This window comes from Nitrospirota bacterium (genome assembly GCA_016235245.1).
Lineage (GTDB): Bacteria > Nitrospirota > Thermodesulfovibrionia > Thermodesulfovibrionales > UBA6898 > UBA6898.
Map to the genome: position 1 here is coordinate 122,237 of JACRLO010000006.1, position 17,748 is coordinate 139,984.

17 protein-coding genes are annotated in these 17,748 nt (G+C 49.3%); 6 read left to right on the forward strand and 11 right to left on the reverse strand.

Features of this window, described 5'->3' with window-relative positions; genetic code table 11:
• Position 1: 1 nt before the first annotated feature.
• The 5 genes from HZB31_03105 to phnD all read right to left on the reverse strand — a co-directional run bounded on the left by HZB31_03105 (position 2) and on the right by phnD (position 7,797).
• Positions 2-2,257, reverse strand: a complete 2,256-nt coding sequence (locus tag HZB31_03105) for an HD domain-containing protein (GenBank protein MBI5846926.1) — start codon at positions 2,255-2,257, stop codon at positions 2-4.
• Positions 2,254-3,093: a PhnD/SsuA/transferrin family substrate-binding protein gene (locus tag HZB31_03110; GenBank protein ID MBI5846927.1), complete on the reverse strand. Its 840-nt coding sequence runs from the start codon at positions 3,091-3,093 to the stop codon at positions 2,254-2,256. Before HZB31_03110 ends, HZB31_03105 begins: the two co-directional genes overlap by 4 nt.
• Before the next feature lie 194 nt (positions 3,094-3,287).
• Positions 3,288-4,628 carry a sigma-54-dependent Fis family transcriptional regulator gene (locus tag HZB31_03115; GenBank protein ID MBI5846928.1) on the reverse strand — a complete coding sequence of 447 codons (1,341 nt, stop codon included), beginning with the start codon at positions 4,626-4,628 and terminating at the stop codon, positions 3,288-3,290.
• Positions 4,625-6,103 carry a HAMP domain-containing protein gene (locus HZB31_03120; GenBank protein ID MBI5846929.1) on the reverse strand — a complete coding sequence of 493 codons (1,479 nt, stop codon included), beginning with the start codon at positions 6,101-6,103 and terminating at the stop codon, positions 4,625-4,627. Before HZB31_03120 ends, HZB31_03115 begins: the two co-directional genes overlap by 4 nt.
• Positions 6,100-7,797 carry a phosphate/phosphite/phosphonate ABC transporter substrate-binding protein gene (gene phnD, locus HZB31_03125; GenBank protein ID MBI5846930.1) on the reverse strand — a complete coding sequence of 566 codons (1,698 nt, stop codon included), beginning with the start codon at positions 7,795-7,797 and terminating at the stop codon, positions 6,100-6,102. Before phnD ends, HZB31_03120 begins: the two co-directional genes overlap by 4 nt.
• Before the next feature lie 256 nt (positions 7,798-8,053).
• Here phnD and HZB31_03130 point away from each other — a divergent pair, with 256 nt between their 5' ends.
• The 5 genes from HZB31_03130 to HZB31_03150 all read left to right on the forward strand — a co-directional run bounded on the left by HZB31_03130 (position 8,054) and on the right by HZB31_03150 (position 13,494).
• The gene (locus HZB31_03130) at positions 8,054-10,693 is read left to right on the forward strand and encodes a bifunctional diguanylate cyclase/phosphodiesterase (protein MBI5846931.1); all 2,640 of its coding nucleotides are present in this window, start codon (positions 8,054-8,056) and stop codon (positions 10,691-10,693) included.
• A 273-nt stretch (positions 10,694-10,966) separates the two neighbouring features.
• A complete protein-coding gene (gene moaA / locus HZB31_03135) occupies positions 10,967-11,950 on the forward strand; it encodes a GTP 3',8-cyclase MoaA (GenBank protein MBI5846932.1) in 984 nt (327 codons plus the stop codon).
• A complete protein-coding gene (moaC, locus tag HZB31_03140) occupies positions 11,916-12,425 on the forward strand; it encodes a cyclic pyranopterin monophosphate synthase MoaC (GenBank protein ID MBI5846933.1) in 510 nt (169 codons plus the stop codon). The genes moaA and moaC overlap by 35 nt, the downstream gene beginning before the upstream one ends.
• A gap of 17 nt (positions 12,426-12,442) precedes the next feature.
• Complete coding sequence (locus HZB31_03145) at positions 12,443-13,063, forward strand: DNA-3-methyladenine glycosylase I (protein MBI5846934.1); 621 nt, start codon at positions 12,443-12,445, stop codon at positions 13,061-13,063.
• A 146-nt stretch (positions 13,064-13,209) separates the two neighbouring features.
• Positions 13,210-13,494: a hypothetical protein gene (locus HZB31_03150; protein MBI5846935.1), complete on the forward strand. Its 285-nt coding sequence runs from the start codon at positions 13,210-13,212 to the stop codon at positions 13,492-13,494.
• Between the two features lie 205 nt (positions 13,495-13,699).
• Here the strand turns inward: HZB31_03150 and HZB31_03155 are convergent, their stop codons facing one another.
• Genes HZB31_03155 through HZB31_03170 form a run of 4 tightly spaced genes read right to left on the reverse strand, consistent with a single transcriptional unit; the run spans position 13,700 to position 15,315 of the window.
• Complete coding sequence (locus HZB31_03155) at positions 13,700-14,515, reverse strand: DUF3786 domain-containing protein (protein MBI5846936.1); 816 nt, start codon at positions 14,513-14,515, stop codon at positions 13,700-13,702.
• 28 nt (positions 14,516-14,543) lie between these two features.
• Entirely contained in the window at positions 14,544-14,903 is a 360-nt protein-coding gene (locus HZB31_03160) for an acyl-CoA thioesterase (GenBank protein ID MBI5846937.1), read from the reverse strand.
• A gap of 5 nt (positions 14,904-14,908) precedes the next feature.
• The gene (locus HZB31_03165; GenBank protein ID MBI5846938.1) at positions 14,909-15,079 is read right to left on the reverse strand and encodes a hypothetical protein; all 171 of its coding nucleotides are present in this window, start codon (positions 15,077-15,079) and stop codon (positions 14,909-14,911) included.
• Positions 15,076-15,315, reverse strand: a complete 240-nt coding sequence (locus HZB31_03170) for a hypothetical protein (protein MBI5846939.1) — start codon at positions 15,313-15,315, stop codon at positions 15,076-15,078. The genes HZB31_03165 and HZB31_03170 overlap by 4 nt, the downstream gene beginning before the upstream one ends.
• Positions 15,316-15,590: 275 nt before the next feature.
• Here HZB31_03170 and HZB31_03175 point away from each other — a divergent pair, with 275 nt between their 5' ends.
• Positions 15,591-16,073, forward strand: coding sequence for a hypothetical protein (locus HZB31_03175; GenBank protein ID MBI5846940.1), 483 nt, complete (start codon positions 15,591-15,593; stop codon positions 16,071-16,073).
• Positions 16,074-16,168: 95 nt separating this feature from the next.
• On the opposite strand, the gene mobB is transcribed toward HZB31_03175, so the two are convergent.
• Entirely contained in the window at positions 16,169-17,227 is a 1,059-nt protein-coding gene (gene mobB / locus HZB31_03180; protein MBI5846941.1) for a molybdopterin-guanine dinucleotide biosynthesis protein B, read from the reverse strand.
• Positions 17,228-17,383: 156 nt separating this feature from the next.
• Positions 17,384-17,746, reverse strand: coding sequence for an ATP synthase F0 subunit C (locus tag HZB31_03185; protein ID MBI5846942.1), 363 nt, complete (start codon positions 17,744-17,746; stop codon positions 17,384-17,386).
• Between the last annotated feature and the right edge of the window lie 2 nt (positions 17,747-17,748).

The window sequence follows — 17,748 nt, forward strand, 5'->3', positions numbered from 1 at the left end:
TTTAACTATTGCTCGCCTTCAACGTTAATGGCGGCCGGGTCACTACGCAGCAGTCGCCGCAGTCTGTTCCCATAGCCGTTATAAATGCATTCACCAACTCCGGGTCAAAGTGGCTGCCTGCGCACCGGAAGAGTTCGTCCCTGGCCTCCTCAAATGAAAGTGCCTTGCGGTAGGGCCTCGTTGAGAGCATGGCGTCCCACGCATCAGCTATGCTCAATATCCTTGCCTTGAGGGGTATCTCTTTTCCCCTGAGACCATCTGGATATCCGCCTCCGTCAAACCGCTCATGATGATGTCGTATTGCAGAAATGACAGGTCTGAGAAAATGGACGGGCTCAAGTATCCTGACGCCTTTTTCCGGATGAGTCCTTATCTCGGCTTCCTCACCACCATTCAGTCTGCATTGTTTATGGAGGAGTTCCCTTCCTATGCCGATCTTTCCAACATCGTGCAGGACAGCTGCGAAACGCATATACTCCTTTTCCTGGCGGCTGAGATTGCATGCCTCGGCGATCCGATCGCTGAATTCAGCCACCCGTTCGCTATGCCCTCTGGTATATTCGTCTTTTGCCTCCACCGCATTTGAGAGGGCCGTTACCGTCTGAAGATAGGAGGTTTCGACATCTTCATAGATCCTGCTGTTTACAATTCCGGCAGAGACCGTCTCTGCAAGGGTCTGGAAAAAGTCTATGTCTTCATTGGTATAGTGGAACTCTCCGTCCGAGGCCAGGTATATTACGCCGAAGATCTGCTCCTTCATGCCCAGGGGCATGGCGATTTCTGTTGCAGTCTCCATGGGAAGGCCAAAGGGATTTTCGCTGGAATTCAGCACGATTGTGCAGCCTGTGAACAGGGCCTTGTGAACGGCACCGGCATTGTTCTTCATTCTTTTACCGATTTCAGGGTCGCCATTTAGTCCCTCTGTCATCTTCGGGATCAGGATTTCATTCGCAAAGAAATTGCAGCGGCTGCAGACGCTTATCTTCTCACGGACATCGCCGGGCCAGTTTTGAAGACAGACCGAAGCGCAGTCTTCCTCTGCCGGGGAGATATGACTGCGCACCTGGCCCGCTCCGTGGCAGAGTGTTCCTGATAATCTCCAGCAGGCAGTGGTGGACTTATAGGCTGGGCAGTCATAGGCATTGCACTCAAAATACTCATAGCATTTTTTGTCGGGATCTTTCTCCAGGAGGAGTATAATGCCAACTCTGAGGTTGGTGACATTAAGTATGATCTTCATGGAGAGGGAGAGTATCTGTTCCAGTTCCAGGGTTGAGGATGTGAGATGGGAGGCCTCAAGCAGCATCCCGAGCTTTATATTGCTCTTTTTGAGGCTTTGGTTCAACGACTCTATTTCCCTGATATGTCTTTCATTATCCTGCTCGCTTTTTTTCAGCGACAGACTCATAAGGTTGAAGTGGTAGATCATCTCTGAGACTTCATCGCCGTGATACTGCCTGTAAACCTGACATTGCCGGCAATTGCTTATTTTTTCTGCATATACCCCTGACGGCTCTCCGAGGCACAATGTCCCTGAGCGAAGCCAACAGGGTATGGTGTGATCTCCAAAACATTCGCAGTCGTTCTTTTCACACTTCATGAGCTCACTGCAGGCAGGACCCTGGGCCGGGATCACATCTCCGGTCTTCCCCATCGCCACTCTCCTTGTCATGGATGTAAGTTTCACGATGGGGGCAAGGAACCTTCCTGAGACGGCATAGGACAGGCCGATGAACACAAGGGAAAGCACAACTCCAATGCCAATGGAATTCCTGATATGGTATACAATCGTCTCCCTGACCGGAGACCACGGAAGTCCGATAAACAGGTAACCGGCTTCACCTTCCATGACCGGGAAGCTGAATTCCCATAACTCGCCGTATTCAGGTACATGTATGCGATTTCCCCTGCTGCCCTGGAGGAGCCCCTGGGGAGGAGGGCCTTCAAAGCTGCCGGCAAGGACTCTCCCTCCCCGGTCCTTTACCGCACAGTAAGCAACCCAAGGTCTCTTTATGCAATCCCTCATGATCTCGTCCACCGTGATGACATCATTGAGAAGCAACGGTTCAGCCGCTCTTTCGGCAATCGCAGTGCCGAGCACTTCGGCCCTCATTACCATCTCTTTTTTCAGGGAACTCTGAAGAGTGTACGCAATGTAAACCGTTACCGCGCTTCCTGCCAGCGCCAAGGGAACAGCGAGGAGCAGGGAGAGTTTCCATTTTATACTCAGATTACCTAAAGACCTCCGGAGATTCATCTCAGCTTCTTCCTGTATAAATCCTTTGCCGGCGCCTCAAAAGACTCGACTCCGAGTTCCTCCAGAATGGCCCTGCCTTCCCTGTCCCCGCCCATATCCAGAAAGAGTCTCTGTATCACGCCCTTTATCTCCCTGTCTGTTGTTTTTGAGGCTGCAAGCGGTGGAGCAGGAAATGGTCCGTATTTCTTTACAAGTGAGAGGCGCGAACGCAGTTCAGGACGTCCTTTCATGTATGCGTCAAAGACAACTCCGTCAACCGAGGCTGCATCAGCCAACCCCCGAGCCACAGCCATGATGGAACGGTCATGGGAACGGGTAAACAATGTTTTTGAGAAGAACGTCTTATGGGTAAACCCTTTTCCCCTGAGCAGCTCTTCAGGCAGAATAAACCCTGTCAGGGAAAGCTGGTCCGTAAAAGCAAAGGACCTCCCCTGCAGGTCAATGAGGTCAGTTGCCCTTATATCAGGTCGGGCGATGAGATAGGCAAAATAGACAGGGCCTCCCTTGAATACCGGCACCGCGAGGGCCTCGGCCCATCCCTGCGCCAAACCCTTTTGAAAAGCCCCTGTGCATATAAACGCGACATCAACCTTTCCGGTCTCCAGGGATTTGTTCATGGCGGCATAGCTTGTCGTTTGTACCAGATCGATCTTCCATCCCGTCTTCTTCGAGAGATAAGAGACCAGATCACGATATACTTTTATGTTTTCCCCTGGCGTTATCCGCGAGCCAAGGCCGATCTTCAGTTGGCCTTCCGTAGCATGGATTGATGGGGCCATAAAGAATAGGGCAATGATTACAAGCAGTCTCACATGTATTGCTCTGAACAGTGTCATGGTATATCCAACGCCGTTATTACAATTACCTTGCCACTTGAAACATACGGTAATTAAGGGTTTATTTTTTTGATATGTTACAGAAAAGAAACCGTTACTTACTGAGGGAGGACTAACTTATTGTTTTTAATGAGAAAATATTTTGAGTGAAATAGCGCAGCACGTTACCATAACGTAACAACTTACAATTTTCTCTATTCTATTCCGTATGACTTGGCCTTTTCCCAAAGGGTCTTTCTGCTGACACCGAGAAGTTCCGCAGCCTTTGTCTTGTTGCCTTGCGTTGTCTGAAGAACCCGTTTGATATGCTCCTTCTCTGCATCCGCCGCCACGTCCGAAAGAGACAACCTGTCTGATTTCATTGACTCATCTGCACGCATTAGAGGAGGAAGCTCATTTTTGCTGATAACTTCATCGGTCGAAAGCGTAACGCATCGTTCAATGATATTTTCAAGCTCCCTGACGTTGCCCGGATAATCATACGCCAGGAGGGTATCAACCGCCTCTTTCGAAAACCGGACCTTCTTCGATAACCTGGACCGGAATTTATCCATAAAAAATTCCATAAGAGCGGGGATATCATTTCTTCTTTCCCTGAGCGGAGGGATAATGACGGGGATTACGTTCAAACGATAAAACAGATCCTCTCTGAAACGACCTGCCCTCACTTCCTCATCGAGATTCTTATTCGTCGCCGCAATGAGTCTCACATCAACTGTTATGCTCCCGGTGCCGCCCACCCGCTCGACCGTCTTCTCCTGCAGAACACGGAGGAGCTTCGATTGTGCCTGCAATGGCAAATCACCGATCTCATCGAGGAATATGGTCCCGCGGTCGGCAAGTTCGAACCGGCCTGACTTTCTTTTTACCGCGCCGGTAAACGCCCCTTTCTCATGTCCGAAGAGTTCGCTCTCGATAAGGCCCTCAGGAAGGGCAGCGCAGTTCACCTTGATAAGAGGCCTGCCCTTTCTGCTGCTCTGGTAGTGGATCGTCGAGGCAACAAGCTCCTTGCCTGTTCCGCTTTCGCCAAGGATGAGGACAGTCGCATCCGACGCAGAGACTTTTTCGATAAGGGAGAAGACCCTTTTCATCACGTCGCTGCTGCCTATGATATTAGGGCCGCCGTAGCATCTGCCGAGATCTTTTCTGAGTCTGATGTTCTCTTCCTTGAGCTTCTTAATTTCGAGGGCGCGCTCAACGAGCAGAAGAAATTCATCGAGGCTAAAGGGCTTGGTGATATAGTCAAAGGCGCCGAGCTTCATCGCTTCAACGGCGTCCTTGATCGTGCCATAGGCAGTCATTACGATTACCGGCGTATCACTCCGCTGATGTATTTCCCTGACAATATCAAAACCGTCTATGTCAGGGAGCCTGACGTCAGTCACAACGACATCACAGGAATGACCCTTTATGTCCTGTAGGGCCGGGCCTCCTGTTTCGAAAGAAATGACTTCATAGCCGGCACCCTTGAGTGCATCTTCAAGGGTGACGCGCATGATCTTTTCATCTTCTATAAGCAGAATAGTTTCTTTCATGATTCCAGGACCGTGGGGAACCGCATGATGAATCTGCTGCCTTTACCCTCATCACTTTCCACGGAAATTTCACCATTGTAGTTCCTGATTATCTCATAGGTCAACCATAACCCAAGACCAGTCCCTTCTCCGACAGGCTTGGTCGAAAAAAAGGGATCAAAGATTCTGCCGATATTTTCCGGTGCAATGCCGCAGCCGGTGTCGGCAACCTCAAGGTATACCGCCGAGTCGTCTTTATGTCCTCTGACCTCAAGGGTACCGCCTTCCCTCATGGCATGATTGGCATTGATAAACAGATTCAGCAGGAGCTGCTGGAAATCGTGCACGTCAAATATAAACTGCAGGTCCTCCGGGATTTCATTCCTGAATGTAATCTTTCTCTTCTTCAGCTTGTATTCAAGCAGGGAATATACTTTCCCTACAGAGTCCCTGATATTCAGGTCGACGGGTGCATGTTCGGCCTTCCGCGACATCCATAAGAGCTTGCTGACGGTATTTTCTATCTTGTCCAGTCCTTCGTTTACAAGGTCAAGATACTTCACCTTCAGTTCAGGGTTATCGCCGCTCTGCCTGAGCATCTGGAGACAATTGAATATTCCTCCGAGGGGGTTGTTGATCTCATGGGCAACGCCGGCAGCAAGAATACCGACCGAGGCAAGCTTCTCGGACTGGACAAGCTTCTCATGGGTCTTCTTCAGTTCCTCATTCGCCTGCCTGATCCTCTCGATCATGCTGTTAAACCTCTCTCCCAGGACAGCAAGCTCATCGTGCCCCTTTACCTCGACCTTGAGGTCCAGATATTCTCCGCTTGCTCTTTCCATGGTATTTGCAAGTTGGGTTATGGGGCTGATAAAACGCCTGCTCAAAAACAGGATAATCGCAAAACCTGCAATAACAAGCGTTATCGTAAGGGCAATGACCTTTCTTATTGTGGAGATGATCTCATGGTCGGCCGTCTCAAGGGAGACCCCAAACGCAAGGGTACCCCACCTTTTCTTGCCTATGGAAAGAGGAACGCCGAAATCAAGGACATCGTGATCCTTCACCCCATAACGCTGCACGACTGTGCTGTCTGAGACAAAGGCACGTTCCGCCAACCGGGTGGAATATTCATAAACCTTGCCGTATTGGCTAATATCATTGTGAGATATTACCCTGCCTTCGTCGTCCAGGATCGCTATGAAGAGCAGGTCTATATCCTTTCTTTGAAAGATCTCCAGGATATAGTTATCAAGCAGCCCTCCCTCCTCCACAAGACCGAGCCTCTCATAGATCAGATCATTGATGATCGGTATCGCAAGGGTTTCGCCGAGCAACCGCCCTTCTTTTTCGACAGAGGCGTAGAGAAGGCTCCTCTCCCTCTGCACCGCCGCATAGCCGACAATGCTCATGACCACGATAATAGAGCTCGTAGTGAGCAGGATAAATTTGGATTGAAGCCCCAGTGAGGAAAATAAATGCAGAAGCGTGTTCATAGCTTTATTTTCGGATGGCATCCCCCGCCGCAGGTCTGGGGGACAGCGTTGATCTTTGAACGGATCTCAGCGTAATCGCCGTCCGAAGTCTCGCTGAATCCATTTCTAAAATCCTCATCGAGGCGCTTCAGTATCTTCTGGCCGTCCTTGTCCTGATTGAGTGCAAGGAGCGCCTTCTTGATAGTTTCTATGACCGCATATGGCGTTCCGGCACCCGCAACAAGCGGCCCGGTAGGGATCGCTTCAGACTCTGCGATGATCTCTATGCCAAGCTTCATATATTTCCTCGCGGTAGAGTCTCTCACCGCTCCGGCTGCATATTGCCCTTTTAAAATGGCCTTCACGACCGAATCATGATAATCAAAATTGGCATACTTGGTGAGATTATTGAGATGTATCCCTGAATTTGCAAGAAGATACCGAGGGATTAGATTGCCGGAAGTCGACTTGGTCGAAGCAAAGGCAAAACTTTTCCCCTTTAACTCAGAGAGGCTGCTGACCGGTGAATCCTTCTTTTTTATGATCACACTTTTATAGCTTGTAGTGTTGTCGATGCCTCTTGATTTCAGAATACTGATCGCACCGTATTTCGAATGCGCCTCAAGGTAGGTTAATGGCCCCAGCAGTGCGAGGTCAACCTCCCCGCTGCCAAGAGAATTCACGGTCTCCTCGTAGTTCTTCTTAAGGACAAGTTCATACGCATACGGTGTCTTTGCGGCCAGATAATCAAGGAGGGGCTGATACTTTTCATACAGGATCCTCGGATTGTCCCTGGGTATCACGCCGAAATAGACGGTTTTTTTGTCTTTGGACTTCACGGCAGCCCTTGAACTGTCCACCGTGCTGTTTTCCATCTGCCGGATCGAATCATAGTTTTTGTCAGGGACCTCGACAAACCCGTCTATCATCATGGCCGAGAGGATCGCCTTTCCACGCGGGGTATTCTGCATGGCAAGAAAGGCGTCTTTCACCTTCTTCTTCAACATCGGATCGATGTCCTTTGTCACTACCACAGGAGGGATGCCATACGGAGGAGAGCGCTTGATAACCTTTGTCTGTTTGGCATAGGGAGAACCGGTCTTTATCATATGGTCATACACAATACTTTCGACCGCTGCCCCGTCAACGATCTTCTTGGCGACCATTTCGACCGATTTGTTATGGCTGTAGCTGAAAAGGAATCTCTTGAAAAATCGTTCAGGTGTATAGCCCATGGTCTTCAGAAGATGGGTAGGATAAAGCTTCCCGGTATTGGACTTCGGGTCAGTAAAGGCAAAGGTCTTTCCCTTCAGCTCAGGAAAGGTTTTCAGGGGGCTCTCCAGAGGCACAATAATATAAGAGTGATAAAGAGGCTTGCCACTTACGCTCGGGGCGACAAGCAGCTCTACACCGAACTGCTCCCTGTTCTTCACATAGGGAGCGGAACAGATAAAGGCTATCTTGACCTCGCTCCTTTCGAGCAGGGAGTCCATTTCATCATAGGTCCTCCTGTGCACCATCTGGACAGGCTGGCCGATCTGCTCGCCAATGTAATCAATAACATCCTGGTAATATTTCACCGCATCGACCGGCGTTATCATCGAGGCAACACCTATCTTGACCGGACCTTCAGCAGACCCATGAGACGGTATGAGCATGCAAAGCACCGCTAAAAGGAGCGTTGCTGCCAGAAAGATCTTCAGATGACGCAACATATTTGCATTATACCCAATTGCCCATTTCAAATGTTACCAGCGTTTCATCTCTACCCGATATAGATTTGTGTGTGAGGCAATGGGTATTGTGGCATCGATAACTTTCATGGGTCCATCCAGAAAGAAGATTCATTTTATCTTGAATTCGGGCTTCTTATTGAACTATCATTTCATTCCTGGGGGAGTTGCGGCAATGATACCCTGCCACAAGTGGCGCAGAAAAACCCCGGACGATTAAAGGGAGGCAAGAGCATTAATGCAGACATTCGATAAAATTGGCGAGACGATATTGCAGATAATTGAGAAGATCCCCGTTTTGAAAAATCTGCTTACCACACAGTTCCGTATAAAAATATTTGCCGGCGTGGCAGTTGTGATAGCGTCATTCATAAGCTTTAATGTGACGTATCTGGTTGTATCGTCGATCTATCGCAATTCGTTTATCAGGAATGCTGATGAGGTCTCCGATGCGGTATCGCGGCAGATGTACGATTCAATGCTGCAGCTTATGGAGAGGGGCTGGAGCAGGGAAGAACTGAACAAGTTTCTTGAGTCGGCAAAAGGCATGCGAGGTCAGCTGCCGTTAAAGGTGGAAATCTTCAGGGGGGAGACGGTAGAAAAGGAGTATGGCAGGATAGAGCAGCCAGAAATGGGCAGAAATATCGTAAATTCTTTCCGGACCGGCGATGCCATAACCTATAAAGCAGACCCCATTGTCATTAATATTTACCCGATCAAGGCGGAGGGCAGTTGCCTGAAGTGCCATGCCGAGGCGCGTGTCGGAGAAGTCCTCGGCGTAATGAAGATCCAGCAGGATATCAGTCCTGCGATCAGAGAGGCGAAGAGAAAATTCAACGTATATTTTTTCCTGATGTTGCCGATCCCCTTTATCCTGGCGGGGGCAGTGGCAACATTTCTGAATGCAAAGATAAAACGCTCTACCGCCTTTCTTCATGAAAGGGTGAGTGAAATAAATAGCGTCAGAGATCTGACAAAGCTGAACAACCTTGACTCCGTGGAGACCGGGTTTGTTGAATTCAACGTTCTTCTGCAGGAATTCACGAGTTTTGCAAATAGAATCAGGGACGTGGCTGTGGACCGCGAGGTCCTTGAATTCGAGCTCAGGCTGCTGGAGAAGTTCGTCATCACCTCCGAGGTCGTAAAAGACTGGAAAGACCATGTTATGCATCTGCTCCTTGAAATCAACAAGGTCATAAGAGCCTATACTCTTTTTTCGATCTTCCAGGTCGACGAAGAAATTTATGATTTGGAGGTCTTCTGGACTATCACCCCATCAGCAGAAATAAAGGAGCGCGTCGAGAGGATCATCCGGCAGAAAGTAACAAGCGAGAATATGCGGCTTGAAAACATCACGCTGAAAATCAACCACAATATAGCCGACAGGTCACAGATGTTGAGTGGACTCATAGAAGACGACATAGAACTCCAGACCAAATCGATCATTCTTCAGAACCCGCAGATAGGCGGGGTGGTGGGCATAGGGGTTCAGTCGGAGATGACAAAAGACACCATCAGGTCCCTCGTAATCGACGGGGTCCTGACGACGCTGCTGAATGTGGTAGGGTCCATCAAGGCCATCGACAAATACACCAAAGACCTCGAATACTATGCCACGAGAGACCCGCTGACAAACCTCTACAACCAGAGACTCTTCTGGGAACTGCTCGGCTACGAAATCGGGCGGGCCGAGCGGCACAACGAAAAATTCTCTCTCCTGGTGATCGACCTCGACAATTTCAAAAACATCAACGATTCCCACGGGCATATTTTCGGTGACCGCTTTCTGACCGGTATCGCCGACCGTATTCACGATACACTGCGGGACGGAGACATCCTTGCGCGGTACGGCGGGGACGAATTCGTAGTAGTCCTGCCCGATGCCGATGAAGAGCAGGTCTTCTTCATCGCAACCAGGATACTGGGGAATGCCGGGTTGTTCGCCCTCACGGCACAGGACGGCACGAAGGTCAAGGCCACGGTTTCGATCGGGTTTGCCGTTTACCCCGTTCACGCCGAGAGCGCAAAGGACCTCTTCATGTTTGCCGACAACATGATGTACAAAGCCAAGAGCGAGGGTAAAAATACCATTCTCATCCCCACGGAAGAGGACGTGGTGGAAGTATTCAGGGAGACAGGAGAAAAGTCCGTTATGGTCATGAAGGCCATTGAAGAGAAGACTATAATTCCCTACTTCCAGCCTATTATCAATTTGGAGACCGGAAAAGCCGATGGCCACGAGGTCCTAAGCAGGATCAGGACGGACAAGGGGATACTGGACGCTGAAGAGTTCATCGAGCTTGCCGAACGCCTTGGCGTCGTGAGTAAACTCGACAACGTCGTCATGGAGAAGGTCTTCCGGAAGGTGAAAGACGAGGGATACAAGGGGTACCTTTTTATCAATCTTTCACCAAAGTCTCTCATCCTCAAGGAATTCATTCCTGGCGTTTTGAAACTGACCAACAAGTACAAAATAGACCACAGCAGCATCGTATTTGAGATAACCGAACGGGACACGGTAAAAAACATCATTCTGCTCGAAAAGTTTGTGCATGATCTGAAATCAGAGGGGTTCAAGTTCGCTATCGACGATTTCGGCTCGGGCTTCTCCTCCTTCAACTACATAAAACGTTTCCCCATCGATTTCGTCAAGATCGATGGGGAGTTTATAAGGAATATGATCAATGATAAAAAAGATCTGGTATTTGTCAAAACCATGGCGATTTTGGCCAGGGAATTCGGCATACAGACCGTCGCCGAATGCGTGGAGGATGACAAAATACTGGAGACGATTAAACAGGTTGGCATCAACTACAGCCAGGGGTATCACACAGGCAGGCCATCACCGGAACTGATGCGTAGTGCAGATCAGCAATGATATCCTTATCGTTTTCTGATGCTCTCGACCACAAGAAGGCTCACCTGCCGGTGCAATTCAGAGGAACTACGCACGCCTCCTTCAATGCCCCACTCTGTCTTGGGGGATACCTCTTTTACCGGCTTTTTCCCTACACCCTCCTTAACGCTGAAACTAAGAGAACCTATTTCCCCTCCATGGCAAAACCTGCCATAAAGCCTGTGGCTGAAACAAGTAGCCCCCTTACAGCACTTATTCCCTTTTTGGGACTGTGAATGATAGTATGATAACGATATGGAACTCAGGGATACTTTCTCTCGCGTCATAGATTATATGCGCATCTCGATCACCGACCGGTGCAATCTCAGGTGCGTCTACTGCATGCCTGAAAAGGGGCTAAGTCTTTTTGAACACAAGGACATACTGAGCTATGAGGAGATCGTAAGGGTAGTCACTATAGCCGCATCTCTTGGGGTAAGAAAGGTCCGGGTCACCGGCGGGGAACCGCTGACAAGGAAGAATATCCTCTATCTGATATCGTCACTGAAGGCCATAAAGGGGATTGAAGATATCAGTCTGACCACAAATGGAATACTCCTGGAACAATACGCCCAGGGACTTGCCGACTCAGGACTTAACAGGGTCAACGTCAGTCTCGATACTCTCAGGGCCGACAGATACAGGGAAATAACACGGTGCGGAGATATCGGTTCTGTGCTGAAAGGCATCGATGCGGCTGAAAAGGCCGGGTTGCTGCCGATCAAGATAAACATGGTTCCGATCCGTCATCTTAATGACGACGAACTGACCGATTTTGCCCTCATGACTCTCAATACCCGGCGGCATGTACGCTTCATTGAATTCATGCCGATCGGGTCCAGGGACCTTTGGAGCGATGAAAGATACATTTCGACTGAAGAGATCATGAAGTCTGTCGAAAAAATCGGGCAGCTCATCCCGGTAAGACTTCGAAAAGACGGGCCGGCACGCTATTTCAGTTTTGAAGGCGCCCCCGGTGTGCTGGGCTTCATCAGCGCACTTACGCATCATTTCTGCGGTGAATGCAACCGGCTTCGTCTCACCTCAGACGGAAAGCTCAGACCCTGTCTCTTTTCAGAAACCGAGATAGACCTTAAACCCGCGCTGAGACCTCAGTCCTCGGATACTGAAATAGAACGGCTGCTTCGCATGGCAATAGCGGTAAAACCTGAAGGTCATAACATCGATCAACGGGATGATCTGAATGCGCTCAAAAATATGTCGAGAATCGGAGGATAAGGTGCTGACCCATATCGATAAAGATGGAAACGCCAGGATGGTGGATGTCTCTGAAAAGAAGGCAACGATGAGGGAGGCGGTGGCGCGTGGTTTCGTATCGATGCGGCCTGAAACAGTTCATTTGATTCTCGATAAAAGCATACCCAAAGGAGATGTCATCGCCACGGCAAGGATCGCGGGCATTATGGCTGCAAAAAAAACCTGGGAACTCATTCCCATGTGTCATCCGCTGAACCTCACCTCTGTCTCTGTAGAGTTGACTGTAGAAGAGGGGAAAAGCAGGGTACGCATAGAGGCAACGGCAAAAACGTTTGGGCAGACCGGAGTTGAGATGGAGGCGCTGACTGCTGTATCAGTTGCGGCCCTGACAATTTACGATATGTGTAAGGCAGTAGACAAGGAGATGATGCTGTCAGAGATGGTGCTTGTTGAAAAACGAGGCGGCAAAAGCGGGGAATTCAGAAGAAAAGAATAGGAACAGGACCTGAGCAGATGATAAAAAAGCAGGGAATTGAACTGACCCGCTGTCCATGGGTTGATCTGTCCAAACCGGACTATGTCGAGTACCACGATAAGGAATGGGGTGTTCCTATCCATGACGACAGGACCATCTTTGAGTTCCTCACCCTGGAGGCAGCCCAGGCCGGTCTGAGTTGGTACACGGTTTTACGCAAGAGAGACCATTATCGTCGGATATATAGGGGATTTGATCCTGAGGAGGTGGCGCAGTTCAGGACGTCAGACATTAAACGGATGATCCAGGATCCCGGAATAATCAGAAATAGCCTGAAGATCGAGGCCTCGGTTAACAATGCCCGAAGATTTCTGGAGGTTCAGAAGGAGCATGGCAGTTTTTCGAACTATATCTGGGCATTCGTAAACAATAAGCCGAAGGTTCATACCATAAAAAAACTGACTGATTATGCCGCAACGAGTGATGAGTCTGATGCATTGAGCCGTGATCTGAAGAAAAGAGGGTTTAAATTTATGGGCTCCACAATATGCTATGCGCATATGCAGGCAACGGGGATGGTGAATGACCACTCAACCGACTGTTTCAGAAGAAGTGAAATAATTAAAGGCTATGCGTCATGCGCTGTCCAACCTCGCTGAAAATATCCGTCCTGTTTTTTGCATAAAGGAGGAATACCCAATTATTGACAAGCGACTGGCTTAATGATATAACGTGCATAAAACCTTACGGTACGTAATGTGCTCCTGGGAGCACTACAAAATAAGCAGCCAAGGGAGAAAAATTCATGAAACGTATTGCGGTTTTCTGTATGGCACTTCTGCTGTTTGCATCATTTGCATTTGCCGGTTCAAAGACCTATCAGGTTACCGGCCCGGTGTTGGATGTCAAGGACGACTCCATAACTGTTCAGAAAGGTGACGAAAAGTGGGAGATTGCCCGCGATAAAGACACCAAGATAACCGGCGATCTGAAAAAAGGGGCCAAGGTGACCATTCACTACACGATGAAGGCAACCGGCGTTGAGGTGAAGGGCGACGAGAAGAAGAAAGAAGATAAGAAGAAAAAATAGGCATTCCATTTGGTTAATGCAGGGGTGGTTCCAGGCATCGGGAGCCACCCCCTATTTATCCTCTCATATAGCGAAGCTGCTCTGTCACACCTGTCCCCGGCTCCTTTTATTAAAATCGTTATCAGTGCTCTTGCCGGGGAGAGTCTTCTTGGTTATCTTCAGCTTAGTGCGTGCCGATTCTCGGGAAGATTTCTCCATACAATTCCTAACGCTTATCCCCGGTCAACTCCTTCACAAACAATTCCAGAAGATAGGCAAGATACTCGATATCTATATGGTCTTCCGCTGCGCTGTCAAACTGTATCTTGCAGTCAGGATCAAATTCTTCATCTGCCTGCCAGAAGGAAAGATAAAGCGGAACACGGGGAAGAAGGTCGAAACAAACAGTATAATCCGCCTTTATACTGCTTCCGATTTCGGTTCCTCCGATTTCAAGGCAGCGCTGCTTTAGACCATCAAGATCGTTTTTGAAGGTCTCGATCACGTTTCTTTCGGCGTTGGCCTGAAAGGCCTTGACGTGAGAGGCGGTATGGGGGAAATTGCCGAGGCTGATCCATTCTCCGGCAAGAGGCTTTCTGCCCTGCCTGCGGAGATAGTCATACACAATGATCTTTGTCCATGCATCGCTGCAGTATTCGTCGTCCATGAACAGACCGTCTTTATGGAGTTCGTAATCCCTGGTGAGCATCCTGAGCCTTATGACTTCACGGTTGTCGCAAGACTGATATTCTCCCCCCACCGCTTCCGCAGCTTCCCTGAAGTCGATCTTGAGCGCCTCTTTTTCAAGATCAGCACTCACCTGCTCATAATTACTGAATCCTGTTGTTGCCTGCTGCGGCTGCGTTTCCCCGGAGGTGCCGGCTTCAATAAAAGGGCAATCCCCCAGGCTTGCCTGCGCTTTCTTAACCTTCATCGCAAAGGCCATGCATGTGGCTTCTCCGCATTTGCCGCAATTCGTGCCCTGAAGTTTTTTGTAGATGGCTATCATTTCGAACTCGTAGAACTCTCGCCTCGTCGGCATGCATACACGAACTACTCCCGGACCGCTCTTAAAGCTTCGGCAGACCGGTCTTCCTGCCTTGCTCATCGAGGCAGACAAAGGTGATGGTTGTCGAAAATATCGCATCTCCTCCCCCTGTTCTGAGCTGGTCAGAAAAAACCTCGACAGCATAATGGACAGAGGTATTGCCTGCCTTTGTCTTCTTCACCTCGAACCGAAGTATTGCTCCCTGACGTACGCTCTTTCTGAACTCAACCTTGTCCATAGCCACAGTGACAAATCTGCAGGCAGGGTATTCGAGGCTTGCACAGATCCAGGCTGCCTCATCGACCCACTGAAGGAGATACCCGCCGAAGAGATATCCGTAATGGTTCAGATGCTCAGGAAGGACAAGCTTATAATTTTCCATTTCCCTTATTTCATTGCGCTTTTTGGCTCTTTGCCCTTTTTATTCTTCAGATCCTGTGCCTGCTTGGCCGACTTCTGTTTCTGGCCCTTCTCTTTGTCCTTCTTGCCGCCTTTGTCTCCCATGGTCTTCCTCCTTTCGTATCGCTGTTCATACGCAATGCTTTCGGGAATCATCATTCCCCTATGATGAATGCTATCAGAACCTTGGACCGAAGTCTATCTGCAACATTATCAGAGAGGTCTATTTCAATAAGTGCCGGTAAAACTAATAATGAAAATCCGCTATTCTTCCTCAGGGCTTCCGATCTTCTCAAAACAGCCGGCTGGACATCCTCTGCAATGGGCCGCAAGACCTGCAAGGTCCTTCTTCTTTTCCTCACTTGTGCAAATCCGCAGATGTTCTTTGGCCTCACCCACTGCACGCTGCCAGAAGTTAAACTTTTTCCCGCATCGGGGACACGTTTTCATTTCTCACCTGTTTCTGCTTCGTTAATCCGGTATATGCATTATTCTCAGATTACCGAAAGCCATGGTAAATTCCTATGATCCGGATCATAGATACTCTGTCAGCCGCGCAGAGGCAAAATTGCCCTTTGCATAATTGTGAGGCCCTGCACTGCAGGCTATTGCCGTGTTATATGCAGATCATCGTCTGGTATAATCTTCATGTAATGAACAGGATAAGGTGATGAATTTCAAAGGGATATTAGACAGGTCTTATAGAGTAAACCGTGCGGCAGGAAGGCTTTTTCTTGCCGTAATGATAGCTGCCGCATATATGCTTTTTGTATCGGTAATGCCCACGTATGCCCAGGCTCTTGAATTTCCCGATTCTGCAAAGCAGACGGATAAGCCGGAAAGGGTTACCTTTAAAAAGGGCGCTGTTTCAGCTACGGTCAGCGGTCTAATCCATGGTTATGAAACAAAGGATTACCTGCTCCGTGCGCGGGCCAATCAGACAATGACCGTACATCTGAAGTCTGCCAATATATACACTTACTTTATCGTAAGATTGCCTGACGGAAGTCAGATATCCAAAAGCGAAGAAACAGATTGGTCTAATATTCTGCCTGAAACGGGAGATTACCTGATCAGGGTTTTCATGATGCGCGCCGGCGCCAGGAAGAAAGACTCGGTTGCAGATTATACGCTCAATATCTCAATTAAATAGGCGGCATATGTAAACCTCAAAACAGCGGGAACGATACGCCGGACAACACTTCAACTGTAATCATCAAAGGCAGAATACAGTTTTTTGCATTTGCCTCAGAGCTTTTTTGTGCGCCAGAGGATCTTTTCCCATTCACCGGGAGTATTGACATTGCTCCAGGCGCAGGCGAGGGATTCCGGTATCGCCGGTGAAATGACCTTCCCGTGCTTCGCTATCTCCTGCAGCGATGTTATCCCTTCAGCAGCCAGTGACTCTACATACCCAAATATCATGGGCTCATATATCGCGCCGGTAGTCTCAAGACCTTTGCGTCCCTTTATCTTCGGCATTACAGCCCAAACACCCGGTTTCCGCTGACTCAGGAGCCATTTCCAGGCCTCTTTTTGCATCAATGGCATATCTACCGAGGATATGAGCCATGTGTTTTGGGGCGCCCACCTGAAAGCACTGAGCATGCCGGCAAGCGGACCGCTTACCTCTGGCAGATCGGCAAGGCGATCAGCTGTTTTCAGGCTCGCGGGGATTTTCCCCGAACCGAGCAGTATGGTCTTCTCCGAAACGGCAGAAAGCATATCGAAAGACCTTGCAGCCATGGTTCTGCCCTTTATCTTCAGCAGTGATTTAGGCGTTCCCATGCGCATGCTTTTGCCGCCGACAAGCAAACCGGCCATGACGGGTCGTCGCAAGTGGAACCTCTCCAATACCTGCCGTATATGCAATAGGGCCTTGAGATGATATTTCGGATCGTCCCTGAATAGTATCGATCTGCTGCCATAACACAATCTCCCGGTCTCTCCTGCCGAAGATTTGGTCTCCAGCCAGATGCCGGGGATATCGATATCCTTATGCCCCTCGACAATTATTAAATCCAGCGAAGAAGGGAATCTCCGGATACGCTCAGCGAGGGACATGGCGCCGCTCCGGTATCGCGCAAAGCCCTGATGATCGTCATGCGCAGAAACAAAATCCGCTCCTGCGCGATAAAAAATATCGGTATCTTTTCCCCTGATATCGATGTTGAGCTTATGATGGATATGTTTGAGGACCCCGACAGCAAGCCCCTGCCCCTTCAATTCAGGAAGGATTTTTCGGATAAGGGTTGTTTTGCCTGAGCCTGAGTAGCCGGCAATGCCTATGGTGCAGACTGATTTCATGAATTCCAGACAGGGTGGCAATTCTCATTAAAAGGGTGGACTGCAAGAGAGATTATCTTCCCGGCCATGATCTAAATTACCACAAAGTCTGGAACGGGAACAAATAAAAAAGGCCGTGATAAACACGGCCTTTTTTATGATACAAGAAGGATATTCCTAGAAGAACATCTTTGCGTTGATCAGGATGCCGAGCGCTACGAGAAGCGCATAGATTGCAAGGGACTCGATCATGGCAAGACCGATGATCAGGGTCGTCGTGATCTTGCCGGAAGCTCCCGGATTCCTTGCAATACCCTCGGTAGCACCCTTCAGGCCCATGCCCTGGCCAATGCCTGTGCCAAGAGCAGCGATACCGATCGCGATGCCTGCAGCAAGCGCGGCCATCCCCTTGCCTGAACCGGAATCTGCAGCAGGTGCAGCAGCCGGTGCAGCAGCCCCTTCAGTAGCAAAAACAGCTACCGGAGCGAGCAGACAGATAACAGCGAATGTGAGCAGTGCGAGAGAAAGAATTTTTTTCATGT